This is a genomic window from Roseateles violae, from assembly GCF_030410485.1.
Classification (GTDB): Bacteria; Pseudomonadota; Gammaproteobacteria; order Burkholderiales; family Burkholderiaceae_C; genus Roseateles_D; species Roseateles_D violae.
In genome coordinates this window covers 521,057-545,575 of record NZ_JAUHHC010000003.1, presented here as the reverse complement: position 1 = coordinate 545,575, position 24,519 = coordinate 521,057, and the positions used below count along the sequence as shown (strand labels likewise).

At 69.0% G+C, this 24,519-nt stretch carries 23 protein-coding genes; 10 read left to right on the top strand and 13 right to left on the bottom strand.

Features of this window, described 5'->3' with window-relative positions:
- Window positions 1-64: 64 nt before the first annotated feature.
- The 7 genes from QWJ38_RS12905 to QWJ38_RS12875 all read right to left on the bottom strand — a co-directional run bounded on the left by QWJ38_RS12905 (window position 65) and on the right by QWJ38_RS12875 (window position 6,304).
- Entirely contained in the window at window positions 65-1,378 is a 1,314-nt protein-coding gene (locus tag QWJ38_RS12905) for an ABC transporter permease (RefSeq protein WP_290359485.1), read from the bottom strand.
- A gap of 9 nt (window positions 1,379-1,387) precedes the next feature.
- On the bottom strand, window positions 1,388-2,557 hold the full coding sequence (locus QWJ38_RS12900; RefSeq protein ID WP_290359484.1) for an ABC transporter permease: 1,170 nt from the start codon (window positions 2,555-2,557) through the stop codon (window positions 1,388-1,390).
- Between the two features lie 9 nt (window positions 2,558-2,566).
- A complete protein-coding gene (locus QWJ38_RS12895) occupies window positions 2,567-3,268 on the bottom strand; it encodes an ABC transporter ATP-binding protein (protein ID WP_290359483.1) in 702 nt (233 codons plus the stop codon).
- 37 nt (window positions 3,269-3,305) lie between these two features.
- Window positions 3,306-4,448, bottom strand: a complete 1,143-nt coding sequence (locus QWJ38_RS12890; RefSeq protein ID WP_290359482.1) for an efflux RND transporter periplasmic adaptor subunit — start codon at window positions 4,446-4,448, stop codon at window positions 3,306-3,308.
- Window positions 4,449-4,592: 144 nt separating this feature from the next.
- On the bottom strand, window positions 4,593-5,261 hold the full coding sequence (locus QWJ38_RS12885; protein ID WP_290359481.1) for a BON domain-containing protein: 669 nt from the start codon (window positions 5,259-5,261) through the stop codon (window positions 4,593-4,595).
- 53 nt (window positions 5,262-5,314) lie between these two features.
- Entirely contained in the window at window positions 5,315-5,890 is a 576-nt protein-coding gene (locus tag QWJ38_RS12880; RefSeq protein ID WP_290359480.1) for an SIS domain-containing protein, read from the bottom strand.
- 33 nt (window positions 5,891-5,923) lie between these two features.
- A complete protein-coding gene (locus QWJ38_RS12875; RefSeq protein WP_290359479.1) occupies window positions 5,924-6,304 on the bottom strand; it encodes a YraN family protein in 381 nt (126 codons plus the stop codon).
- A 16-nt stretch (window positions 6,305-6,320) separates the two neighbouring features.
- Here QWJ38_RS12875 and rsmI point away from each other — a divergent pair, with 16 nt between their 5' ends.
- From rsmI to QWJ38_RS12850, 5 genes are all read left to right on the top strand, one after another.
- Window positions 6,321-7,214, top strand: coding sequence for a 16S rRNA (cytidine(1402)-2'-O)-methyltransferase (gene rsmI / locus QWJ38_RS12870; RefSeq protein WP_290359803.1), 894 nt, complete (start codon window positions 6,321-6,323; stop codon window positions 7,212-7,214).
- Entirely contained in the window at window positions 7,214-8,605 is a 1,392-nt protein-coding gene (locus QWJ38_RS12865) for a TAXI family TRAP transporter solute-binding subunit (protein ID WP_290359478.1), read from the top strand. Before rsmI ends, QWJ38_RS12865 begins: the two co-directional genes overlap by 1 nt.
- Before the next feature lie 29 nt (window positions 8,606-8,634).
- Complete coding sequence (gene tldD, locus QWJ38_RS12860; RefSeq protein ID WP_290359477.1) at window positions 8,635-10,098, top strand: metalloprotease TldD; 1,464 nt, start codon at window positions 8,635-8,637, stop codon at window positions 10,096-10,098.
- Between the two features lie 243 nt (window positions 10,099-10,341).
- Window positions 10,342-11,469: a 3-deoxy-7-phosphoheptulonate synthase gene (locus QWJ38_RS12855; RefSeq protein ID WP_290359476.1), complete on the top strand. Its 1,128-nt coding sequence runs from the start codon at window positions 10,342-10,344 to the stop codon at window positions 11,467-11,469.
- A 53-nt stretch (window positions 11,470-11,522) separates the two neighbouring features.
- A complete protein-coding gene (locus QWJ38_RS12850) occupies window positions 11,523-11,834 on the top strand; it encodes a hypothetical protein (protein ID WP_290359475.1) in 312 nt (103 codons plus the stop codon).
- A gap of 4 nt (window positions 11,835-11,838) precedes the next feature.
- On the opposite strand, the gene QWJ38_RS12845 is transcribed toward QWJ38_RS12850, so the two are convergent.
- Window positions 11,839-12,444 (bottom strand): trimeric intracellular cation channel family protein, encoded by a 606-nt coding sequence (locus QWJ38_RS12845; RefSeq protein WP_290359474.1) that lies wholly within the window; start codon window positions 12,442-12,444, stop codon window positions 11,839-11,841.
- Window positions 12,445-12,565: 121 nt separating this feature from the next.
- Between QWJ38_RS12845 and htpG the strand changes: the two genes are divergently transcribed.
- Entirely contained in the window at window positions 12,566-14,446 is a 1,881-nt protein-coding gene (gene htpG / locus QWJ38_RS12840) for a molecular chaperone HtpG (RefSeq protein WP_290359473.1), read from the top strand.
- A gap of 128 nt (window positions 14,447-14,574) precedes the next feature.
- A complete protein-coding gene (locus tag QWJ38_RS12835) occupies window positions 14,575-17,439 on the top strand; it encodes a DUF3857 domain-containing protein (protein WP_290359472.1) in 2,865 nt (954 codons plus the stop codon).
- Here QWJ38_RS12835 and QWJ38_RS12830 read toward each other — a convergent pair.
- The 3 genes from QWJ38_RS12830 to QWJ38_RS12820 form a co-directional block, all read right to left on the bottom strand.
- A complete protein-coding gene (locus QWJ38_RS12830) occupies window positions 17,436-18,494 on the bottom strand; it encodes a serine/threonine protein kinase (protein ID WP_290359471.1) in 1,059 nt (352 codons plus the stop codon). The genes QWJ38_RS12835 and QWJ38_RS12830 overlap by 4 nt on opposite strands.
- Before the next feature lie 68 nt (window positions 18,495-18,562).
- Entirely contained in the window at window positions 18,563-19,402 is an 840-nt protein-coding gene (locus tag QWJ38_RS12825) for a DUF2726 domain-containing protein (protein WP_290359470.1), read from the bottom strand.
- Window positions 19,403-19,548: 146 nt separating this feature from the next.
- Entirely contained in the window at window positions 19,549-20,280 is a 732-nt protein-coding gene (locus QWJ38_RS12820) for a GNAT family N-acetyltransferase (RefSeq protein ID WP_290359469.1), read from the bottom strand.
- Between the two features lie 281 nt (window positions 20,281-20,561).
- On the opposite strand from QWJ38_RS12820, the gene rplM reads away from it, so the two are divergent.
- The 3 genes from rplM to erpA all read left to right on the top strand — a co-directional run bounded on the left by rplM (window position 20,562) and on the right by erpA (window position 21,927).
- Window positions 20,562-20,990: a 50S ribosomal protein L13 gene (rplM, locus tag QWJ38_RS12815; RefSeq protein ID WP_077033668.1), complete on the top strand. Its 429-nt coding sequence runs from the start codon at window positions 20,562-20,564 to the stop codon at window positions 20,988-20,990.
- Between the two features lie 9 nt (window positions 20,991-20,999).
- The gene (gene rpsI, locus QWJ38_RS12810; RefSeq protein WP_290359468.1) at window positions 21,000-21,392 is read left to right on the top strand and encodes a 30S ribosomal protein S9; all 393 of its coding nucleotides are present in this window, start codon (window positions 21,000-21,002) and stop codon (window positions 21,390-21,392) included.
- A 160-nt stretch (window positions 21,393-21,552) separates the two neighbouring features.
- Entirely contained in the window at window positions 21,553-21,927 is a 375-nt protein-coding gene (gene erpA / locus QWJ38_RS12805; RefSeq protein ID WP_290359467.1) for an iron-sulfur cluster insertion protein ErpA, read from the top strand.
- A 51-nt stretch (window positions 21,928-21,978) separates the two neighbouring features.
- On the opposite strand, the gene QWJ38_RS12800 is transcribed toward erpA, so the two are convergent.
- Together QWJ38_RS12800 and QWJ38_RS12795 are read right to left on the bottom strand one after the other, a co-directional pair.
- On the bottom strand, window positions 21,979-23,088 hold the full coding sequence (locus QWJ38_RS12800; RefSeq protein ID WP_290359466.1) for an anhydro-N-acetylmuramic acid kinase: 1,110 nt from the start codon (window positions 23,086-23,088) through the stop codon (window positions 21,979-21,981).
- Window positions 23,089-23,098: 10 nt separating this feature from the next.
- Window positions 23,099-24,469 carry a M23 family metallopeptidase gene (locus QWJ38_RS12795; RefSeq protein ID WP_290359465.1) on the bottom strand — a complete coding sequence of 457 codons (1,371 nt, stop codon included), beginning with the start codon at window positions 24,467-24,469 and terminating at the stop codon, window positions 23,099-23,101.
- Between the last annotated feature and the right edge of the window lie 50 nt (window positions 24,470-24,519).

The window sequence follows — 24,519 nt, the reverse complement described above, 5'->3', positions numbered from 1 at the left end:
GCGGCTGCCGCAATGTGTTAACGGTCCGAACTCCGATCATTCGATGTAGCGGTCGCTTCAGCGCTCACAACTCCCGCAACGCCGCCGTCACCGGCTGCGTCGCCGCCCGCACGGCCGGGAACAGGCCGCCGATGAAGCCGATTGCCAGCGCCCACTTGAGGCCTTCCCACAGCAGCTGCGGCGAGACGCTGAGCTGGAAGCTGAGCTTGCCGACCGAGTTCATCGCCATCGTCGAGGCGGCAAAACCATTGAAGGCCAGGTAGGCGATCAGGCCGCCTATCAGGCCGCCTAAAGCGGCCAAGAGCATGGTCTCCAGCATCACGGCGACGACGACCGGCGGGCCGCGGAAGCCGATCGCGCGCAGAGTCGCGATCTCGCGGGCGCGCGTGGCGACGGCGGCGAACATGGTGTTGAGCGCGCCGAAGACGGCGCCGACCGCCATGATGGCGCCGACGACGATGCCGATGATGCGCAGCAGCTTGGTCATCTGCTCGGACTGCTTCTCGAAGAAGGCCAAGGTCGTCGACGCTTCGGTCTTCAACTGCGGATTGGCTTCCAGCGCGGCCTTGAAGTCCTTGAAGCCGGCGGCGCTGGCCAGCTTGACCGTCACCGAGTTGCGGCCGCTGCCGCGCTTGTAGCTGTCGTTGACGACATTGGCATCGGCCCAGATCTCGGACTCCATCGCGTCGCCGGAGGCGAACACGCCGACGATGGTCCAGCTCTCGCTGCCCAGGCGAATGCTCTTGCCGAGCTGCATGCCGGCGAACTGGCCCGTGGTGCCGCGGCCAATGATCAGCTCGCGCAGGCCCGGCGTGAAGCGCCGGCCTTCGACGATCTTGACATTGGGCCGCACTTCGAAGGCGCCGTCGCCGACGCCGCGGAACTGCGCGCTGCCGTCCTCGTCGGGTGCGGTCAGGATGGGCAGGTTGGCGGCGACCACGGTCTCGGCCGAGACCAGGGGCTCGCCCTTGGCATTGCGCGCGATGCCGGGCGTCTGCGCGATCTGCACCACCTCCTCGCGGCTCAGGGTCGAGGCGACCTCGGCCGCCGAGGCGCCGCGCAAGACGATGGCCGTGTCCTCGCTGCCCGACTGGCGCAGGGTCTGCGCATAGCCCTCGGCCATCGCCAGCAGGGCCACCAGCACGCCGACGACGCCGGCGATGCCGACGACGACCACCGCCGAGGCGCCCAGGCGCTGCGCCAAGGTGGAGATGCCCACCGCCGCCACCGAGCGCGCTTGAGCACCGCTGCGCGTCAGCGCGAGCCACAGCGCCAGCGCCAGGGCCACGGCGACGGCTCCCTGCCAGGGCAGCATCACCCAGGCACCCAGCACGAGAACCAGCAGCAGGACCAGGCCCAGGTTCTTGAGGATTCTCATCAGCATCGCTCAGGCCCTCCCCGCCAGCGCGTCAGTGATGTTCAGCCGCATCGCGTTCAGGGCCGGCAAGGCGCCGACGATCAGGCCGAACAGCAGCATCAGCGCCAGGCCCAGCGTCCAGCTCCTGGCGCCGGCCGCCGACAGGTTCAGCATACCGCCGCTGCCGGCGGCGATCGCCGGGCCGATGATGCTGGACAGCGCCATGCCGATCACGCCGCCGATCAGCAGCAGCAGCACCGATTCCGCCAGCACCATCGCCAGCACGCTGGTCTCCGAGAAGCCCAGGGTCTTCAGCACGGCGATCTCGCCGGTGCGCTCGCGCACCGCCTGCATCATCGTGTTGCCCGAGAGCAGCAGCAGGGTGAAGAAGACGGCGCCCATGATGGCCGTGGTGATCAGGCCGATGTCGGCGAACTGCTTCATCCAGGAGGCGGTGGCCGCCTGCTCGGTCATCGTGCGGGTCTCGTGGTCGGAGTTGGCCGAAATCTGATCGATCGCCTTCAGCACCCGGTCGGCCTGGTTGACGTCGGCGACGCTGCTCACATACCAGCCGACCTGGCCCTGGTTGTAGGGCGTCGTGTCGTCGAAGTATTTCCAGTTCAAGAGGAACATCTGGTCGTACCAGCCGTCGGTCTTCATATTGACGACATGGATCAGGCCGACGATCTCGAATTGCCAGTTCTTGCTGCCGTTGCGGTCCGGGAAGATGGTCGACATCAGCGGCACCTTGTCGCCGACCTTCCAGCCATGCTTGCGCGCCAGGCCCTCGCCGACCAGGGCGCCGATGCGGGTCTCCGCGAAGGCCTTGCGGTGCTCGGCGCTGACCTTGATCTCCGGATACAGGTCCAGGTAGTTGGGCGCGACGGCGAAGCTGAAGACCGCGTTGTGCGGATCCTGGTAGGCCCCGCCGAACCAGTTCGCATAGGTGACGGCCTTGACGCCGTCGACCTGGGCGATCTTCTGCGTCAGCGCCATCGGCAGCAGCTGGATGAAGCTCAGCTTGGAGCCGGTCTGCAGCCGCGAGGCGCCGTTGGCGCTCTGGCCAGCCTGGTCGAAGGAAGTGCGTACCGCGTCCAGCAGGCCGAACAGCAGGAAGGCGGTGACGATGGAGACCAGGGTCAGCAAGGTGCGGGTCTTGCGCCTGAACAGCGCGGCCCAGATCAGGTGCAGGTATTTCATGTCGGCTCCTCAGGCGACAGCGGCGCCTTCGACCATCGTCTCGACCAGGCGGCCCTTGTCGAGATGCAGGATGTGGCGAGCCCGCTCGGCCGCCTTCGGATCATGGGTGACCATCAGGATGGTCTTGCCATGCTCGCGGTTCAGCACGCCCAGCAGCGCCAGCACCTCCTCGGCCGATTCGCGGTCCAGATCGCCGGTCGGCTCGTCGCAGACCAGCAGGGTCGGGTCGGAGACGATGGCGCGGGCGATCGAGACGCGCTGCTGCTGGCCGCCGGACAGCTCGGCCGGCTTGTGCTTGGCGCGATCGGCCAGGCCGACCAGCTGCAGCGCGATCGCCGCGCGCTTGCTGCGTTCGGCCGCCGACAGCTTGGTCAGCAGCAGCGGCAGCTCCACATTGCGCTGCGCCGACAGCTGGGGCATCAGGTTGTAGAACTGGAACACGAAGCCGACCTGGCTGGCCCGCCACTTGGCCAGCGCCCCTGCCGCCAGCTGGTCGATGCGCTGGCCGCCGACGCTGATCGCGCCGCCGCTGGGCGCGTCGAGTCCGCCGATCAGATTGAGCAAGGTGGTCTTGCCGGAGCCCGAGGGGCCCATCAGCGCGAGGAAGTCGCCCTGCTCGACGTCGAGGTCGATATGGTGCAGGACCTCGACCTTCTGCTTGCCGCGCTGATAGACCTTGGACAGCTCGCGAATCTCGATCAACTTGCCCATGCCCTTGCCCTCTGATGAAGAGTGGATGACCTTGTCCCTAGTTGCCGGCCTCGCCGACCACCAGCGCCGCCCCGTCCTGCAGCGTCGCCGGCGGCGCGAGCACGACCTGCTCGCCCGGCCGCAGGCCCTCGCTGATGCGCTTTTGCCCGCCCACGTCGGCCGCCAGCCGCACCTTGCGCAGCCGCGCGCGGCCCTCGGCCAGCACGAAGACGACCGCCTCGCCGTCGCGTTGTACCACCGCCTGCGGTGGCAGCAGCACGCCGGTGAGCGGCTCGCCGCCGGCCGGCTGCGCCGCCGGGCGCAGGAAGGCGACGCGCGCGCCCATCTCCGGCACCATGCGGGCGTCCTTCTGCTCCAGCGCGACGCGCACCTTGACGGTGGCCTTGCCGCGGTCGGCGCTGGGGATGATGGCGATCACATGGGCCGGGATCTTCCAGTCCGGATAGGCATCGAGCACCGCCTCGCAGCGCATCCCGGGCCGGACCTGGCCGATCGAGGCCTCGTTGACGTCGACCTCGATCTCCAGCGAGTCCATGTCGACGATGGTGCCGACGCCGGTGCGGGTGAAGCCGCCGCCGGCCGACAGCGGCGAGACGATCTCGCCGACCTGGGCCGCCTTGGCGGTGATCACGCCGGCAAAGGGCGCGCGCACGATGGTGTAGTCGTAATTGACCTGGGCCTGGGCCAGCTGGGCGCGGGCCGCATCGGCGGCGCGCTGACGCGCCTGCAGCGCCGCGGCATTGACGGCCACCTCGCTGTCGCCGCGCTCGCCGGCCTGCTTGGAGATCATGCCCTGGGCGACCAGCTCCGCCTGGCGCCGCGCGTCGGCCTGGGACTGCAGCAGCTGCGCGCGCGCCTGCTCGACCTGGGCCTCGGCGGTGCGCGCATTGGCGCGCGCCACGTCCAGCGCGGCGCGCAGGGCGGCGTCCTCCAGCCGCGCCAGCACCTGGCCCTTCTTGACCGTGTCGCCGGCGTCGATATAGAGCTCGGTCAGCGTGCCGGTGATCTGGGTGGAGACGGTGGCCTGGCGGCGCGCGACCAGATAGCCGGTGGCCTGCAGCACCGCGCCCGCGCTGTCGGCGCCACCGGCTGCCGCCTGCGCGCTGGCCACCCGCAGCGGCAGCGGCCGCTGCTGCAGCCACCACCAGGCGCCGCCGCCGATCAGGGCCAGCAGCAGCACGAGGCCGATCAGCAGCGGCCACAGCCAGGGCCGTTCGGTGCTCGGCTCGCGTTCGCTCTCGCTGATGCGCAGTTCCTTCAGAAGGTTCGCGTCGATCGCCGTGCTCCCCGCGGCCCTGCCGCTGCCGATGATGAGCCGCGATTATTACTGCGTCGCGCTGGCGTCCGGCTGTTTCTTCGTGGAGGGCGGCACCAGGCGGGCCAGCTCTTCCTCGCTGATGATCTCGAAGGCGCGCACGACCTTGCCGACGCCGCTGATGCTGCGCGTCAGGTCGACGGCGCGTTTGGCCTCGCGCTCGGTCACCCGGCCCATCATGTAGACGGTGCCGCGCTCGACGACGACATAGAAGGCGTTGGACATCAGGTCCGGCGCGTCGACCAGGGTGGCCTTGATCTTGCCGGCGATGTAGACGTCGTTCGAGCGGCTGCTGTAGCTGCTGGGCAGCATCACGGCCGTCTCGTTCAGCACATGGTTGACGTTCTCGACGCCTCCGACGATGCGGCCCAGCGCCTCGCGGTCGGCCTCTTCCCTGGCCTCGCCGGTGATCAGCACCAGGCGGTTGTAGCTGTTGATATTGACGTGCACCCGGTCGCCGAGCTGCTCGCGCACGCGCGAGGCGGCCTTGACCTCGATGCTTTCGTCCTCCAGCTGGATGCCCGAGGTGCGGCGGTCGGTCGCGACGATGGCGCCGCCGACCATCACGCCGCCGACCACCAGCGGCGCGCAGGCGCTGCTCAGCAGGGCGAGCGTCAGCGCGCTCAGCAGGACGGCGTGGCGGCCCAGGCGGCGGCCTTGTTCAGTCTTCACGGTCATAGGAGTCCTCTAGGATTTCGGCGCGGCCGCCACCCGGGCGGCCGCCTGCCGGCTCATTCAACGGCGCCGAGCAGCTGCAGGTCGACAGCGTCGCACAGGCAGTGGGCGAGCAATCGCTGTGCCTCGGCCACGCGTGGCTGGCGGCCGGCCGGTACGCGGATCTGCACATCGGTGTCCAGCAGCAGGCCGCGCAGCTCGTCGGCCGGGCCGCCGGTCAGCGCGATCACGCTCATGTCCTGCGCATGGGCGGCCTCCAGCACCGGCGCCCACGCGGCCTGGCCAGCCGGCTGCGCTTCGAAGATCAGCAGCAGATCGCCAGGATGGCCGAGTGTCTGCACCTGGCGGGCCAGCGCGGCGGCGCCGCCCTCGCTGCCCTGGGCCAGCGCGTCGAGGCTGAAGGCGGCCAGGCCGGGGCGCTCCTGCTCGAAGCGGCCCAGCAGCAGCGCCGCCATATAGCGGGCGTCCAGCGCCGACAGGCCGAGGCCGCAGCACAGCACGCGGCCGCCGCCGGTGATGCCGTCGACCAGCATCTGGGCGGCCGTGGCCAGCGGACGGGACAGGCCCTCGGCAACCTGGTAGAGCAGGTCGGCGTTCTCGAAGAATTGTTGTTGGATGCGTTGCTCAAGCATGTGGACGAATCATAAGCGAGCGCTGGCTAACACCTATTCGGCGTCGAAGGCTGCCTGTAACCATTCGATCGCGTCGCCATCGAGGGCCAGCACGTCGAAGCGGCAGGGCGGCGGCGTCGCATGGCGCAGCAGGTAATGCTGGGCCGCATAGATCAGCCGGCGCTGCTTGGCCGGCGTGACGCTGGCCGCCGCGCCGCCATGCGAGCGATCGGCGCGGGCGCGCACCTCGACGAAGACGAGGGTGCCGTCGCGCTCGCGCAGGATCAGGTCGACCTCGCCGGCCCGCGCGCCGGGCCCGGCGGCGACCCGATAATTGCGCTCCAGCAGTGCCAGGCCCTGGCGCTGCAGATAGCGCAGCGCCGTCTCCTCGGCCCGCGCGCCGAGATTCCCGGGAGAGCCCCTCTTGTCGAACATTGATGCCTCCCTGCTGATGCAGGCGGCCGCCGCGGCGGCCGGTGGCCAGCAGTATCCCGCAGCGACGCTGTACCTGGTGGCGACGCCGATCGGCAATCTGGCCGACCTGACGCTGCGCGCCGCCCATGTGCTGGGCCTCGTCGACGCCGTGGCCTGCGAGGACACGCGGGTCAGCGCCGGCCTCCTGCGCCATCTGGGCCTGCACAAGCCGCTGATCGCGCTGCACCAGCACAACGAGCACGAGGCCAGCGCTGGCCTGATTGTGCGGCTGCAGGCCGGCGAACGCATCGCCTATGTCTCGGATGCTGGCACGCCGGCGATCTCGGACCCGGGCGCCGTGCTGGTCGCCGCGGTCGCGGCGGCCGGCCTGCGCGTGCTGCCGATTCCCGGCGCCAGCAGCACGGTGACGGCGCTGTCGGTGGCCGGCGACACGGCCGCCGAGGGCTTCGAGTTCGCCGGCTTCCTGCCGACCAAGGCGGTCGAGCGCCGCACGGCGCTGCAGGCACTGGTCGGCAGCCGGCGCAGCCAGCTGTTGTTCGAGGCGCCGCACCGGATCGCCGCCCTGTTCGAGCTGCTGGCCGAGCTGTGCCCCGGCCAGAAGGTCACCGTCTGCCGCGAGCTGACCAAGCAGTTCGAGACGGTGCACACGGCGGCTGCGGCCGAGCTGCCGGCCTGGCTGAAAGCCGACGCGCAGCGCGAGCGCGGCGAGTTCGTGCTGGTGCTGCATGCGCTGCCGGCCCGGGCGGCGGCCGAGGACGAGTTGCCGGCGCCGGCCCTGCGCGCGCTCACGGTGCTGCTGGCCGAGCTGCCGCTGAAGCAGGCGGTGGCCCTGGCCGCCGAGCTGAGCGGCGCCTCGCGCAACCAGCTCTATGAGGCGGCGCTGGCGATGAAGAAGGCGCGCGACAACTGATGCCCGCGCCATCGGTTCCCCAGCTGCCCCAGGCGCTGCGCCGCGCGCTGCTGTCGCTGCGCGAGCTGCTGCTTTCGGCCGGTCCCTTCGCCGTGCTGGCCGTCGCCCTGCTGGTGCTGGCCTATGTCTGGCTGAACCCGAATCCGCCCAAGCGGGTGATCCTGGCCACCGGCCCGGCGCAAAGCGCTTACGAGGAATTCGGCAAGCGTTACCAGAAGGCGCTGGCGGCCGAGGGCATCGAGGTCGTGCTGCTGGCCAGCGAGGGCTCCTCGGCCAATCTGCAGCTGCTGCGCGAGGGCAAGGCCGATCTCGGCTTCGTGCAGGGCGGCACGGCCGAGCCGGGCGCGATGCGCGAGGAGCAGAACGCGCTGCGCTCGCTGGGCAGCCTCTTCGTCGAGCCGGTCTGGCTGTTCTACCGCGCCGACACCGCGCGCAAGGTGGCGGCCGGCGCCGCCGGCGGCAAGGCGGCGCGCGCCGCAATCGCCAGCGATGCGCGGCTCAGCAGCCTGGCCCAGCTGCAGGGCCTGCGCGTCAATGTCGGCACCGAGGGCAGCGGCGTGCCCAGCCTGGTCAACAAGCTGCTGCTCCTGAACAAGGTCGAGCCGGCCAGGGTGAAGCTGTCGCAGCTGGCGCAGACGCCGGCGACGGTGGCCTTTCTCAATGGCGAGCTCGACGCGCTGGTGTTCGCCTCGGCGCCCGAGTCGCTGATGGTGCAGATGCTGCTGCAGACGCCCGGCGTGCGGCTGATGGACTTTGCCCAGAGCGAGGCCTATGCGCGCCGCTTCCCCTTTCTGACGCCCGAGACCCTGCCGCGCGGCGTGGTCGACCTGGCCGCCGACATCCCGCCCGAGGACGTGCATCTGATCGCATCGACGACCTCGCTGCTGACGCGCGAGGGCACGCATCCTGCGCTGCTGCAGCTGTTTGCCCAGAGCGCGCAGACCATCCACGGCGGCGCCGGCTGGTTCAATCGGGCGCGCGAGTATCCGAACACCCGCCACAGCGAGGTGCCGATTGCCAAGGAGGGCGAGCGCGCGATCAACGAGCCGGCGCCGCTGCTGCAGCGCTATCTGCCCTTCTGGCTCGCCAATCTGATCGAGCGCATGTGGCTGGTGATGGGCGTGCTGCTGGCCGTGCTGCTGCCGCTGTCGCGCGTCGTGCCGCCGCTCTATGCCTTCCGCATCCGCTCGCGGGTGTTCCGCTGGTACGGCCAGCTGCGCGAGATCGAGGCCCGGATGGACGCCGACCCGGCCGCCGCGCCGGCGCTGCTGCAGCAACTGGACCGGCTGGACGAGACGGTCGCCAAGGTCGTCGTGCCGCTGTCCTACACCGACGAGCTCTACGCGCTGCGCAACCATATCGAGCTGGTGCGCAAGGCCCTGCGCCGCTGAGCGTTTCCGCCGGCTCCTACAATGGGCCGATGATCTCGCGCGAACCCACCATCGCCCGCCTCGCGGCGGCCCGCAGCCAGCTGCTGGAGCCCTATGGTCTCGACGAGGCGGCGCTGGCCCGCGCCTTGCGTCTGATCACCGAGCACCGGGTCGACGACGCCGATCTCTACTTCCAGACCACGCGCGCCGAGGGTTGGAGCCTGGAGGAGGGCATCGTCAAGAGCGGCAGCTTCTCGATCGACCAGGGTGTCGGCGTGCGCGCGGTCGCCGGCGAGAAGACCGCCTTCGCCTATTCGGACGACATCTCCGAGGCGGCCCTGCTCGACGCGGCCCGCACCGTGCGCACGATCGCCGCGACCGGCCAGAGCCGCCGCGTCAAGGTGCCCGGCACGCCCACGGTGGCGGCCAGCCGCGCGCTCTATGGCGACGCGGACCCGATCGCCAGCCTGGACAGCGCCGCCAAGGTCGCCCTGCTGGAGCGCGCCGAGAAGATGGCCCGGGCCAAGGATCCGCGCGTCGCCCAGGTGATGGCCGGCTTGGCGGCCGAACACGAGGTGGTGCTGATCGCCCGCGCCGACGGCACGCTGGCCGCCGATGTGCGACCGCTGGTGCGCCTGTCGATCACGGTGATCGCCGAGAGCAATGGCCGGCGCGAGATCGGCAGCGGCGGTGGCGGCGGCCGTTTCGGCCTGGCCTATTTCAGCGACGAGATGATTGCCAGCTATGTCGAGCAGGCGGTGTCGGCGGCGCTGACCAATCTGGAGTCGCGTCCGGCCCCGGCCGGCGAAATGACCGTGGTGCTCGGTCCCGGCTGGCCGGGCGTGCTCCTGCACGAGGCGGTCGGCCATGGCCTGGAAGGCGATTTCAACCGCAAGGGCTCCTCGACCTTCTCCGGCCGCATCGGCCAGCGCGTGGCCGCCAAGGGCGTGACCGTGCTCGACGACGGCACCATCCCCGACCGCCGCGGCTCGCTGAATGTCGACGACGAGGGCTGCGCCTCGCAGCGCAATGTGCTGATCGAGGACGGCATCCTCATGGGCTATATCCAGGACGCGATGAATGCGCGGCTGATGGGCGTGGCGCCGACCGGCAATGGCCGGCGCGAGAGCTATGCCCATGTGCCGATGCCGCGCATGACGAATACCTATATGTTGGGCGGCGACAAGGATCCGCAGGAAATCATCGCCAGCATCAAGAAGGGCTTGTACGCAACGAACTTCGGCGGCGGCCAGGTCGACATCACCAGCGGCAAGTTCGTGTTCTCGGCCAGCGAGGCCTTCTGGGTCGAGGACGGCAAGATCCAGTACCCGGTCAAGGGCGCCACGCTGATCGGCAACGGCCCCGACGCGCTGACCCGCGTCAGCATGATCGGCAACGACATGCGACTGGACACCGGCGTCGGCGTCTGCGGCAAGGAGGGGCAGAGCGTGCCGGTCGGCGTCGGCCAGCCCACCTTGCGCATCGACGGATTGACCGTCGGTGGGACAGCCTGAGCAGAAACCCAGGCTTGCCGACAGGCGAATGCTGTGTCGCGCAGGCCACGTGCTACATTCGCTGCCATGCTTTCGCTGAAGTCCTATTTTTTCGGCTTTTTTTGGTTCTCGCACCGCACCGGCGGAGGAGAGGCGAACGCGTAAGCGAACAAAGCGCCAGATTCCTGAAAACCGCCGGGTCCAGACCCCGGCGGTTTTTTTTCGTCTGACGCTCCCATCCACGAAGCAGGAAGAAGCCCGCCCATGAATGCCAAGACCGCCAAGCCCGAGCCGCAAGCCGAGCGCTGGTACTCGCCGCAGGACAAGACCAGCGCCACCGACGACGAGCGCATTCGCGACATCACGCCGCTGCCGCCGCCGGAGCACCTGATCCGCTTCTTCCCGATCTCGGGCACGCCGATGGAGCGCCTGATCACTGGCACCCGGCAGAAGATCCGCGACATCATGCAACGCAAGGACGACCGGCTCTTGGTCATCATCGGCCCCTGCTCGATCCACGATCCGGTCGCCGCGCTGGAGTACGCGAAGAAGCTGAGGGCGCAGCGCGAGAAGTACGCCGACACGCTGGAGATCGTGATGCGGGTCTACTTCGAGAAGCCGCGTACCACGGTCGGCTGGAAAGGGCTCATCAACGACCCCTACCTGGACGAGAGCTACCGCATCGACGAGGGCCTGCGCATCGCCCGCCAGCTGCTCTTGGAGATCAACCGCCTGGGCATGCCGGCCGGCAGCGAATTCCTCGACGTGATCTCGCCGCAGTACATCGGCGACCTGATCTCCTGGGGCGCGATCGGCGCGCGCACGACCGAGAGCCAGGTGCACCGCGAGCTGGCCTCGGGCCTGTCGGCGCCGATCGGCTTCAAGAACGGCACCGACGGCAATATCAAGATCGCCACCGACGCGATCCAGGCCGCGGCGCGGCCGCACCATTTCCTGTCCGTCCACAAAAACGGCCAGGTCGCCATCGTCGAGACCAAGGGCAACAAGGACTGCCATGTGATCCTGCGCGGCGGCAAGGCGCCGAACTACGACGCCGACAGCGTGGCCGCGGCCTGCAAGGACCTGGTCGCGGCCAAGCTCGACTGCCGGCTGATGGTCGACTGCTCGCATGCCAACAGCAGCAAGCAGCACCAGCGCCAGCTGGAGGTCGCGCGCGATATCGCGGCCCAGATCGAGGCCGGCGGCCGGCAGATCTTCGGCGTGATGGTCGAAAGCCACCTCAATGACGGCGCGCAGAAGTTCAGCCCTGGCAAGGACGATCCGAGCCAGCTCGAATACGGCAAGAGCATCACCGATGCCTGCCTGGGCTGGGACGATTCGCTGCAGGTGCTGGAGACGCTCAGCGCGGCGGTGCAGGCGGCGCGCGCCTGAAGCGCGCGGTTCTGCGCCAGAATCGGACCATCGAGGTCACGAGGAGTCCGCCGATGCGCAGCGAAGTGAAGATCGTCTTCGGTCCCGGCCGCGAGGTCGAGCTGGTCGTCGATGGCAGCGAGGTGCTGTCCTTCGAGGCGGCGCGGCGCTGGCTGGACGAGCAGTTCGTCAAGCACGGCTGCGAGGCGATACGCGGCGCCGGCAAGGTGCTGATCGCCGACAAGGTGCTGGGCATTGCCGCCGCCGTCGGCCCCGCGGCCTTCGACGACGCGGCCTTCGCGCTCGACTATGCCCGCGCGACGACCGGCGCGCTCAGCAAGGCGCGGCTGCGGGTCGACGTGCCCGGGCTGACGCTTTCCTACTGATTTCTTATTGAACCAGGCGCGGGCTGGGCAACTGCCAGTCATAGGCGATCGCCGCCAAGCGCAGGCCGGCCGCGCAGACCAGGCCGACAACGAAGGCGGCATTGCGCGGCAGACCGGCGGCGCGCAGCAGCTGGTAGAGCACGATGCCGGCGATGGCGGCCGTCGCGTAGATGTCGCGGCGCAAGAGCAGCGGCACCTGGCCGCTCAGCACGTCGCGGACCACGCCGCCGCCGGAGGCCGTCATCGTGCCCATCAGCAGGGCCGGTACCCGGCGCAGGCCGGCGTTTTCGGCCACCTCTACGCCGATCAGGGCGAACAGGGCCAGGCCCAGCGCATCGGCGATGCGCAGCGCCTGCATCGCGCTGGGCGAGAGCTGGCCGATGGCCGCCGTCAGCAGCGCGCAGGCCACGATGACGGCCATATAGCCGCTGTCCTTCATCCAGAACAGAGGATGGCGGTTCAGAAGCAGGTCGCGCAAGGTGCCGCCGCCGATCGCCGTCACCGAGGCCAGCACCAAGAGGCCGAACAGGTCCAGCCCGGCCTGCATGGCCGCCAGCGCGCCGCTGACCGCGAACACGCCGACCCCGATCAGATCGAACCAGTAGAGCATGGGCGCGAAGTTTAGACGAGGGTCTTGAAATGCTTCACGGCCGCCCCATCTGCGGGCCGACCGGCCCCCAGCCTTGCATCGGGGCCGAGGACAATCCGCTCATCCGATCCGCTAAAACACCATGGACAAGCAAACCCATTCCTTCCAGGCCGAGGTCAAGCAGATCCTGCACCTCGTCACCCATTCGCTGTACTCGAACAAGGAAATCTTCCTGCGCGAGCTCGTGTCCAACGCGTCCGACGCCTGCGACAAGCTGCGCTTCGAGGCGCTGGACCACCCGCAGCTGTTCGAGGACCAGCCCGATCTGGAGGTGCGCGTCAGCTTCGACGAGGCCGCCCGTACGGTGACGATCAGCGACAACGGCATCGGCATGAGCGCCGAGGAGGCGATCGCGCATCTGGGCACCATCGCCAAGAGCGGCACGCGCGAATTCATGGCCAATCTGTCGGGCGACCAGAAGAAGGACGCGAACCTGATCGGCCAGTTCGGCGTCGGCTTCTACTCCGGCTTCATCGTTGCCGACCGCATCACCGTCGAGACCCGGCGCGCCGGCCTGCCGGCCGAGCAGGGCGTGCGTTGGTCCAGCGAGGGCACCGGTGACTACGAGGTCGAGACGATCACCAAGCCCGGCCGCGGCACCGACGTGATCCTGCACCTGCGCGAGGGCGAGGAGGAGTTCCTCAAGACCTGGCGCCTGAAGTCCATCATCTCGAAGTACTCGGACCATATCTCGCTGCCCATCCTGATGAAGAAGGAAGAGTGGGACGCCGAGAAGGCCACCCAGGTGCTGAAGGATGAGTGGGAGCCGGTCAACAAGGCCTCGGCCCTGTGGGCGCGCAGCAAGAGCGAGGTGACACCCGAGCAGTACGAGGAGTTCTACAAGCAGATCTCCTATGACAGCGAGGCGCCGCTGGCCTACACGCACAACCGGGTCGAGGGCCGCAGCGAGTACACGCAGCTGCTCTACATCCCCAAGAAGGCACCGTTCGATCTCTGGAACCGCGACAAGCGCGGCGGCGTCAAGCTGTACGTCAAGCGCGTCTTCATCATGGACGATGCCGAGGCGCTGATGCCGGTCTATCTGCGCTTCGTCAAGGGCGTGATCGACTCGGCCGACCTGCCGCTGAACGTCTCACGTGAGCTGCTGCAGGAAAGCCGCGACGTGAAGGCGATCCGCGAGGGCTCGACCAAGCGCGTGCTGGGCATGCTGGAATCGCTGGCCAATAGCGAGGACGCGGCCGAGAAGCAGAAATACGCAGAGTTCTGGAAGGATTTCGGCCAGGTGCTGAAGGAAGGCATCGGCGAGGACCACCAGAACCAGGAGCGCTTGGCCAAGCTCTTGCGCTTCGCGTCCACCCATGCCGACGAGGGTGTGTCGCTGGCCGACTACCTGGGCCGGGCCAAGGAAGGTCAGGAGGCGATCTACTACATCACCGCCGACAGCCTCTCCGCCGCGAAGAACAGCCCGCAGCTGGAGATCTTCCGCAAGAAGGGCATCGAGGTGCTGCTGCTGACCGACCGCGTCGACGAGTGGATGCTCTCGCATCTGTACGAGTTCGAGGGCAAGCCGCTGCAGTCGGTGGCCAAGGGCGCGATCGACCTGGGCAAGCTGCAGGACGAGGACGAGAAGAAGAAGGCTGAAGCAGCCGCCGAGGCCAACAAGGGCCTGCTCGATCGCCTGAAGGCCTCGCTGAAGGAGCGTGCCAAGGACGTGCGCGTCTCGACCCGCCTGGTCGATTCGCCGGCCTGCATCGTCGTCGAGGAGGGCGATATGAGCGGCCATCTGGCCCGCCTGCTGAAGCAGGCCGGCCAGCAGGCGCCGACCTCGCTGCCGACCCTGGAGATCAATGCCGAGCATGCGCTGGTCAAGAAGCTGGACACGAGCGCCCATTTCGATGATCTGGCGAACGTGATCTTTGACCAGGCCGTGCTGGCCGAGGGCGGCAGCTTGGAAGACCCGGCCGCCTATGTGCGGCGGGTCAACGCGATGCTGCTCGGCTGAGGCGGGACCGAGCACAGCCCCTGCGGGCTGTGCGACGCCTGCCGAAGGACTCCGCGCTTGCAAGCGCGGAGGCTGATCGGTCTGCGACTGCCTCGCGCGGCTATCATCGCCGCGACGAGGGAGTCGTGATGAGAGCAAAAAAAGCATGTGCACGACGCCGGCCCTGGGCCGGCGTTCTGTTTTCTTCCTGCCTGCTGCTGGCCCTGCCGACGGCGGCATCGGCCGCTACCGCCAAACCGGCGGCCAAGGCGGCGGCCAGACCCGCGGCCAGCGCCGCCGGCTTCGAGATCGCCGCCGCGCCGGCCTGGGTCGTGCCGGCCTCGCTGGACGGATTGCCGACGCTGCCAGCCTCGCCGGTCCATCTGCTGCTGATGGACGACCAGACCCGGCTCGGGCCCGGCGGCAGCGTCCATCGCTACCAGCGCGCGCTGCGCCAGGTCAATAGCAGCGCCGGCCTGGAAGCGGCCTCGCAGATCGAGATCATTTTTGATCCGAGCTACCAGAAGCTGCAGCTGCACGAGCTGGCGATCTGGCGCGAGGGCAAGCGCATCGAGCGGCTGAACCCCAGGGCGGTCAAGTTGCTGCAGCGCGAGACCCAGCTCGAGCGGCAGATCGTCGACGGGCGCATGACCGCGTCCATCGTGCTGGAGGATCTGCGCGTCGGCGACCGCATCGAATGGGCCGCCTCGCTGATCGGCGACAACCCGGTCTTCGAAGGCAAGTACGTGGACACGCAGTGGCTCAGTGCCAGCCGCGGGCCGGTGGGCCTGGTGCAGCGCCGCCTGCTGGCGCCGGCCGAGCGCAAGATCCAGCACCGGTTGACGGTCGCCGATGCGACGGTCAGCACGCCGGCCCGCAGCGATGGCCTGCGCGAGACCCTGGTGCAGCGCCGCGCGGTGCCGCAGTTCCGCTACGACCCGCTGACGCCGGCCGAGGACAACTATGCGGACCTGCTCGAGTGGAGCGAGTTCGGCAGCTGGGCCGAGGTCGCCGCCTGGGCCGAGCGCCAGTTCGCGCCGGCGCTGCGCGAGCGCGAGCCGCTGGCGGCCAAGGCGGCCGAGATCCGCGCCGCCAGCGCCGACCCCGAGCAGCGCCTCAAGCTGGCGCTGGACTTCGTGCAGAAGGAGGTGCGCTATTTCGGCACCGAGACCGGCGCCTCCTCGCACCGGCCGGCGACGGCCGCGCAGGTGATGCGCCAGCGCTTCGGCGACTGCAAGGACAAGGCGGCGCTGCTGGTCAATCTGCTGGCCCAGCTCGACATCGAGGCGGTGCCGGCGATGATCTCGACCACGCTGCGCCAGAGCATGGACCGGCGCCTGCCCAGCCCGCTGGCCTTCGATCACGCGATCATTGCCGTCGGGCGCGGCGAGGGCTGGCTGTGGCTGGACGCGACCCGCTCGCTGCAAAGCGGCCCGGCCACCGAGCGCGCCATCGCCGGCCTCAGTCCGGCCCTGCTGGCGCGCGCCGGCGAGAGCGCGCCGCTGGCCACGCCGCTGGCCCGCGATCAGCTGCGCGCCGAGGTGCGCGATGTCTTCCATTACGCGCGTCTGGCCGAGCCGGGCAAGCTGGTCTCCGAAGCGACCTATTACGGCGATCTGGCCGAGGCCCTGCGCATGGCGCGCGCCAACCAGCCGGCCGAGGCCTTCGAGACGGCGCTGGCGGGCGAGCTGCTGCGCTTCTATCCGGGTCTGCGCCGCGACGGCGCCGTGGAGATCGAGGACGTGCCGGGCCGCAATGCGCTGCGGGTCACGCAGCGCTTCAGCGGCGGCGACGAGGTCTGGCGCTTCGGCAACAGCAAGGGCGTGATGATCAGCGACGTGGTGCTGAACGCAGCGATGTCGCCCTTGCGCCTGCCGGACATGACGCCGCGCGAGCAGGCGCTGGCCGTCGGCATGCCGGGCCTCTACCGCCAGACGGTGCGCTTCGACTTCGACGAGCAGGCCTTTGCGCGCGACAGCGAGGCGCCGTTCAATGAGAGCAACCCCTTCTTCGAGCTGAAGCTGCGCAGCAAGGGCAGCCAGCGCTCGGCCGAGTTCGGCGCCGAGCTGCAGCTGCGCGCCGAGCGCATCGAGGCGGCGCAGTGGACCGCCTACCGCGACACGCTGCAGAAGATTTGGCCGCGGCTGGGCACGCAGCTGGGCCTGCCGACGATCGCGCCGGAGCGCGGCGAGGCCTTGCGCACGGCGCTGAAGGAGCTGTCCGAGGGCCTGCGCAGCGGCCGTGTCAAGGCGGCGACGCGGGTCCAGCAGGAGGCCCGCTTCGATCTGGTGGCGATCGAGCACATGCTGGCCAGCCAGCGCGTGCCGACCAAGCTGCGCGCCAAGCTCGAGATCGAGCGCGGCCAGAACCTCGACCACCTGGGCCGCAGCGAGGAGGCGCGCCGCGCCTTCGAGGCGGCGATCGAGCTCGATCCGACGGCCAGCGAGGGCCCGGCCGGTCTGGCCGTCAATATGCTGCTGCGCGGCCGCGATGCCGACGCCCAGCAGACGGCCGAGCAGGCGATGAAGCTGGCGCCCAATGACACGGCAGCGCGCTACACGCGCGCCCAGGCCCGCTATATGGCCGGTGACTTCGCCGGCGCCAGCGAGGATCTGCGCACGCTGCTGCTCAGCGGCGGCGGCGAGGTCGAGCGCGGCTACCGCGGCATCTGGCTGCACCTGGCCCAGCAGGCCCAGGGCCGGGACGCGATGCAGGCCAGCGCCGCCGCCGTGGTCAGCGGCGACAAGCCCAGCTGGCCGCAGCCGGTGCTGCGCATGCTGCGCGGCGAGCTGACGCTGCAGGCCGCGCTGGCCCGCGCCGCCGACGACAAGGCCGAGCAGAGCGGGCGCGAGTGCGAGCTGTATTTCTTCGCCGCGCAGAAGGCGCTGCTGGAACGCGACCGCGACCAAGCGCGCCGCTGGCTCGATCGCAGTGTGGCGACCGGCGTCGTCGAGTTCATCGAATACGGGCTGGCGCAGCGCGAGAGGGCGCGGCTGGACGAGCGCCGGCTCTAGGCGTTAGGCGTAGCGTCCCAGAAGACGTAGTCCTCGTCCGGCGGCACATTCGGTGTCGCCGGCTCGGTCCGCATCGCTTCTAGCTGCTCGCCCAGCTTGACGACCTGGTCGCTCCAGTAGTTCGGCGTGCCGAACCAGGGGAAGGCCAGCGGGAACGCCGGATCGCCCCAGCGCCGGGCCAGCCAGGCGCTGTGGTGGATCATGCGCAAGGTGCGCAGCGGCTCGATCAAGGTCAGTTCGCGGCGGTCGAACTCGGTCACCGTTTCGTAGCCTTCGAGCACGCAGGCGAGCTGGCGGCGCATGCTGGCCTCGTCGCCGGACAGCAGCATCCACAGGTCCTGGATCGCCGGTCCCGTCACCGCATCGTCGAGGTCGACGAAGTGCGGGCCCTTGTCGGGCGTCCAGAGGATGTTGCCGGGATGGCAGTCGCCGTGCAGGCGCAGGGTCTGCAGATTCGGCAGCGCATCGAAGGCCTGCTGGATCGCGTCCAGGCAGCGCTGCGCCACCTCGCTCCAGGCCTGCCGGATTTCCAGCGGGATGGCCTCGTGCGCCAGCAGCCAGTCGCGCGCGTCGCTGCCGGGCCTGGCGCTGTCCCATCGCAGACGGTGCTCAAAGGGCTGGCGGCGGCCGACGACATGGATGCGGCCCAGCAGCCGGCCGATCCAGGTCAGCACCTCGGGGTCCTCGAGCTCGGGGCCGCGGCCACCCTGGCGGCCGGTGACGGCGAAGCGCTGGCCGCCGTGGTGGCGCAAGGTGCTGGCGCCGAGCCGCCAGGGCGCGGCCACCGGCACCTCGGCCTCGGCCAGCTGCGCGGCGAACAGATGCTCCTCGAGGATCTGCGCATCGCTCCAGCGGCCGGGGCGGTAGAACTTGGCGACCGCCACGCCGCCGAATTCGGGGCCGTCCTCCAGGTGCACCTGCAGCACACGGTTCTCGTAGGAGTTCAGCTGCAGCAGACGGCCGTCGCCATGCAGGCCGGCCGCGTCGAGCGCGTCCAGCATGAATTCGGGCGTCAGCGTGCCGAAGCTGCGGTTGATGTCTTCTTGATCGTTCATCGGGGGGCAAAGCGAAAACGGCGCCGGATCGTTTCGATCCGGCGCCGCAGTATGCGGGGTTTTGCTGCTCAGCGTGGCACGCGGTTGCCGTAGCGCGGTGAGTCGACGACGACGCCGACGATGTCGTTGGGCGCCTCGTCCGGATATTGCGAGCTGGCACCCAGGGGCTCGGCGAAGCTGCGGCTGTCGTGGAAGCCGCTGCGGCGCGAGCCGTCCAGGCTGGCGGTCGCGTCGAAGCGGCTGTCCGGCGCGAAGAAGGAGTCGGCGAAGACGGCCGAGTCCTGCCACAGGCCGCCGCGGCTGGTGCGGCGCGGCGTCTTGCTATTGATCAGCGGGCGCGCCGGATGGGCCGGGTGCGGCGCATGGTTCAGGCCGGCCGGGCGGGCGCTGGGCATCGGCGCCGGCTGCGGGCCGCGCAGGCTGCTGTTGCTGAAGGGCACCAGCAGCTGCAGCTCGGCCGCGCTGGGCAGGCTGTCGATCGCGCAGCGCAGATAGCGCACGCGGCAGGCGCCCAGCACCGATTGCTTGATCTGCAGATTGCGGCCGGAGACGCTGCGCTCGCTGTCCAGATCGACGGCGGCCAGCACGCGGCCGTTGGGGCTGCAGATGGCGAAGCTCACATGGATGGCGCCCAGCAGCTCGTACCAGTAGCGCACCTCCTTGGCCTCGGTGGGCTGGCAAAAACGCACCAGCGGCAGCTTGGACAGGATCACATGGTGGGGCAGCGCCTCCTTCAGCAGGCGGTAGACGCGGCGCTCGTCGGCGCTGAAGACCGGACGTGCGGTCAGCGACCATTCGGTCGGCAGCGGCTTGCTGCCGCGCGCCGGCCGCAGCAGCGCCCAGGCGAGCACTCCGAGGGCCAACAGGCCCGCAGCCAAGGCGACGATCCACGGAATGGTGGCTTGCATGTCCTTTGGGATGTTAAAGAGGCGCCTGAAGTCAAGCCCGGTGCGGGAAATGTAGCGTATGAATGGGACAGCGCTCTCCGTAGCTACCCCTGGCGACCCGCGAATCGGGGGGATTTCAGATGGCAAGCCGCGTGCCGTCGGGACCCTTACTGCCGGGCCGCCTTGCCCGACGATTCTTCGTACTGCGACTTCACCTCGGCGACGCCGTCGATGATGCTGCCCAGCACGCGCACATGGCGCTTGAACTGGAAGTCCATCTCGGCCATATGACGCTCGATCGCCTCGCCGACATGCGAGGAGACGGTGTCCGGCGGCAGGCGCAGCCAGGCTTCCGATTCGGAACCGTCGCGCTCGACGGTGGCGCCGGCATTGCGGGCGATCTTCAGCATCGGCGCGTTCTCGCTCAGCGCGTGGATGAACAGGGTGTCGATGCCGCGGTTGCGCGCATGCAGGGCGGCGCGTTCGAACAGGCGGGCGCCGAAACCGCGGCCGCGGCCGCGCTGCAGCACCGAGACACCGAACTCGGCCATCGCCGGCTTGCCCGGCAGTTGCGGCGCCGGTGCATAGGCCAGATGCGCCATCGCCAGCAACTGCAGGCGGCGGTTGAAGATGCCCAGCACCTCGTCGCGCTCGAAGTCCAGGTTCATCGCATAGCGGGTGATCTGCTCGTCGGTGGCGGGGTAGCCGAAGCGCAGATAGCGGTCGCGCTCCGACAGGCTCAGCAGATGCTCGGCGATGCGGCGCCGATGTCGGCGCGCCAGCGAGCGGATCGGCACCCAGGCGGCGAGGCGGCGCTGCAGGGCGGCAACCGGTGCCCAAGTGGGGGCGGCGGCGTCAGCGTCGGTGGCGGCAGGCGACTCGGGGGACGGGGGCTTCATGTGCGCAAAGTGACTAAGTAATAACCCTGATCTTACCTTGCTCGCAGCTGGGAGCCGGGCCTTGCGGCCGGCGTCTGGTGGCGGCGCTTTCCAATTTATCCACAATGCTGCTACACTTGCGGGCTTTCCCCGTATTTGGCTGCGGGGGAGAAGTCCGTGCCGGGCTGCCGTGAGAGGTCGCGATCCAATAAGCGACACCGAACTGGACCGGCAGGATTTTGAATCAGCCATCCGACCGCCTGATCCGTAGAAGTCTGGATCGGGCATTCGAAAGCAATCTCATGAAGACCTTCAGCGCCAAGCCGGCCGAAGTGACGCACGAGTGGTTTGTGATTGACGCCACCGACAAGGTGCTCGGACGTGTTGCCAGCGAAGTGGCACTCCGTTTGCGCGGCAAGCACAAGGCCATTTACACGCCTCACGTCGACACCGGTGATTTCATCGTCATCATCAACGCCGACAAGCTGCGTGTCACGGGCAACAAGGCCACGGACAAGGTGTACTACCGTCACTCGGGCTTCCCGGGCGGCATCTACGCCACCAAGTTCAAAGACATGCAAGCCAAGCATCCGGGCCGCGCCCTGGAGAAGGCCGTCAAGGGCATGCTGCCCAAGGGCCCGCTCGGTTACGCCATGGTGAAGAAGCTGAAGGTCTATGCCGGTGACACCCACCCGCACGCCGCTCAGCAGCCCAAGGCTCTGGAAATCTAAGGAACGACGATGATCGGAAACTGGAACTACGGAACCGGCCGTCGCAAGTCGTCGGTCGCTCGCGTCTTCATCAAGAAGGGCACGGGCCAGATCACCATCAATGGCAAGACCATCGCCGAATACTTCGGCCGTCAGACCTCGATCATGATCGCCAAGCAGCCGCTGCTGCTGACGAACAATGGCGAAGCCTTCGACGTCAAGGTCAATGTCCACGGTGGTGGCGAGTCGGGTCAGGCCGGCGCGGTGCGCCACGGCATCACCCGCGCTCTGATCGACTACGACGCAGCGCTGAAGCCCGAACTGAGCCGCGCCGGCTTCGTCACGCGCGATGCGCGTGAAGTCGAGCGTAAGAAGGTCGGTCTGCACGGCGCCCGTCGCCGCAAGCAGTTCAGCAAGCGCTGATCGACGCTGCACCCGCTTGCCGTCTCCGGATGGCAAGCCGCGACAAGGCCGCTTTCCAGCGGCCTTGTTTCATTTCGGCCTGGCCCCAAATATTCCTGTCGCTGCAGCGATTCCCGTTTGCGGCGACAATGGCGGCCAGAGCCAATCATCAGGAAACACTATGAGCGCAGTTCTCGAAACCCCGACCGTCGGCGACGATGACATGCCCGTGCCGCTGGTCTTCACCGACAGCGCCGCCGACAAGGTGCGCGATCTGGTGGCCGAGGAGGGCAATCCCGATCTCAAGCTGCGCGTCTTCGTGCAAGGCGGCGGCTGCTCGGGCTTCCAGTACGGCTTCACCTTCGACGAGGCGGTCAACGACGACGACACGCAGATGCAGAAGAATGGCGTCACCTTGCTGATCGACGCGATGAGCCTGCAATACCTGATGGGCGCCGAGATCGACTACAAGGAAGACCTGCAGGGCGCGCAGTTCGTCATCAAGAACCCGAACGCGACGACGACCTGCGGCTGCGGTTCGAGCTTCTCGGTCTGAGCGGCGAGCCTGCCGTACGAAACAAAGCCGCCCTCGGGCGGCTTTTGCGTTTCAGGCCGGGTAGAGCGCGCCCAGCAAGCGCGGCCCGGCCGCGCCGGTGACCTCGGGCAGGTTGCCGGTCAATCCCTGACGGAAGCGCATCGCCAGCCAGGCGAAGGCGGCCGCCTCCACCTGCATGGCCGGCAGGCCGCGCGCATCGCTGGCCATGACCGTCGTCGCCGGCAGCAACTCGGCCAGGCGCTGCATCAGCCGCGCGTTCAACGCGCCGCCGCCGCAGACCAGCAGCTCGGGCATGCCGGCCGGGATCTCGCCGGCAATGCTGCGCGCGCTCAGCTCCAGCAGGCTGGCCTGCACGTCCTCGGGCCGGAAGCGACCGTCGCCGAGATGGCGCTGCAGCCAGGCGCGATTGAAGAGATCGCGACCGGTGCTGCGCGGCGGCGGCAGCGCGAAATAGGGCTCGGCCAGCATCGCCGCCAGTAGTTCGGGCAGGACCCGTCCGCTGGCCGCCCAGGCACCGCCGGCGTCGAAGGGCCGGCCCAAGTGCTCGGCGATCCACAGATCCATCAGGCAGTTGCCGGGGCCGCAGTCATGACCCAGGGTCGAGCCGTCGGCATTCAGCAGGCTGATATTGCTGATGCCGCCGATATTGAGCACGGCGCTCGCCAGGCCGGGGCGGCCGAACAGCGCGCGGTGAAAGGCCGGCACCAGCGGTGCGCCCTGGCCGCCGGCCGCGACGTCGCGGCTGCGCAGATCGCAGATCGTCGCGATGCCGCTCAGCTCGGCCAGCAGGGCGCCATTGAGCAATTGCGTGGTGTAGCCACGGCCGTCGAATTCGCCGGGCCGGTGCCGCACCGTCTGGCCGTGGGCGCCCAGCGCGGCGATATCGGCGGCCGCCCGGCCGGTGGCTTGCAGCAACTCGTCGACCAGTTCGGCATAGCAGCGCGCGACGCCATTGGCGGCCAGCGCGGCGCGGTGGATCTCGTTGTCGCCGGGCTGGTTCAACGCCAGCAATTCCGCGCGCAGCGCGGCGGGGAAGGGGTGGTGGTAATGGCCGAGCAACTGCATCGGCGCATCGGCCGGGAAGCGCGCCAGCACGGCATCGATGCCATCCAGCGAGGTGCCGGACATCAACCCGATATAAAGCGGAGCGTCGTTGCCCATCGGGCCCGGCTCAGTCGGCGCTGCTGACGCCGCCTTCCATCGATTCGGCCACCGCCAGCTGCGTCTGCACCCGCGCGACCAGTTGCTGGAACTGGTTGCGGGCGTAGTTCGGCAGGGTGATCGCGTCGGACGCGCGGGCGATCACGCGCGGATCCTGCTGGCGGCCGGCGACGCGGAATTCAAAGTGCAGATGCGGGCCGGTGGCCCAGCCGGTGGCGCCGACGGCGCCGATCTTCTGGCCCTGCTCGATGCGCTGGCCCTTCTTGACGTCGATGCGGCTCAGATGCGCATAGACGGTCTCGCGCTCGCCGCTGTGGCGAACCTTGATCACGTTGCCAAAGCCGTTCTGCCAGCCGGCGAAGTCGACGCTGCCGTCGCCGACGCTGCGCACCGCGGTGCCGCTGGGCGCGCCGTAGTCGACGCCCTGGTGCGCGCGCCAGGTCTGCAGGATCGGGTGGAAGCGCATCGCGAAGCCCGAGGTGATGCGCGAGAACTCCATCGGGCTGGCCAGGAAGGCGCGGCGCTTGCTCTGGCCGTCGAAGCCGTAGAAGCTGCTCTTGCCGGTCGCCTGGTCGCGGAACCAGACCGACTGGTAGCTTTTACCGTTGTTGACGAACTGGCCGGCCAGCACGCGGCCGCCGCCGCTGTCCCAGTTGATCGGCTCGCCGTCGGCCGTCATCGTCTCGTAGACCAGCGAAAAGCGGTCGCCCTTGCGCAGCTCGCGGTGGAAGTCGATGTCGCCGGAGAACATATCGGCCATCTGCGAGGCGATCGCATCGGGGATATTGGCCTCATCGGTGGCGGCGAACAGCGAGCTGCGGATCGTGCCGCTGCCCAGGCGCACCTGCGGCTGCAGCGGCGCCGTCTCGATCGTGGCGCTGAAGGTGGCGTCGGCGCCGCGCGCTATGCTCAGGCGCGAGAAATGCGTGGCCTGCTGCTCGGCCTTCTCGGCCGGGAAGCGCACGACGATGGACTGCACCTGGCCCGAAGCGTCGGCGCTCAGCTGCACCATCTTGCCGACGCGACCCTGCAGGATGCGGCGCGCCAGCGGGTCGCTGCGCAGGAACTGCGCCGCGTCCGGATCGAACGCACCCATGCGCTTGAGCAGCGAATCGGCGGTGTCGCTGCTACGGGTCAGATCGTTGCGGCTGAGGCCGATCTTGTGGGCGGCCAGCGCGGCCAGCTGCGCCTCCAGATCGTTGGTCTGCACCGGCTCGGCCAGCAGATGCTGGGGCAGGTCCTCGGCATTCGGGGCCAGCGGCGCGATACCGAAGGCGGTCACGGCGAAGCCGCTCAGCAGACCGACCACGGTCGCCGTCAGCGCGCGCGGATGCCGCGCAGCAAAGGCTTCGGCTCGCGCCAGAGCCTTTTTCGCATCCATCATCCCGTTACCCAAACCTAGAATCCGCTGACCTTGTTGTTCCGACGCCA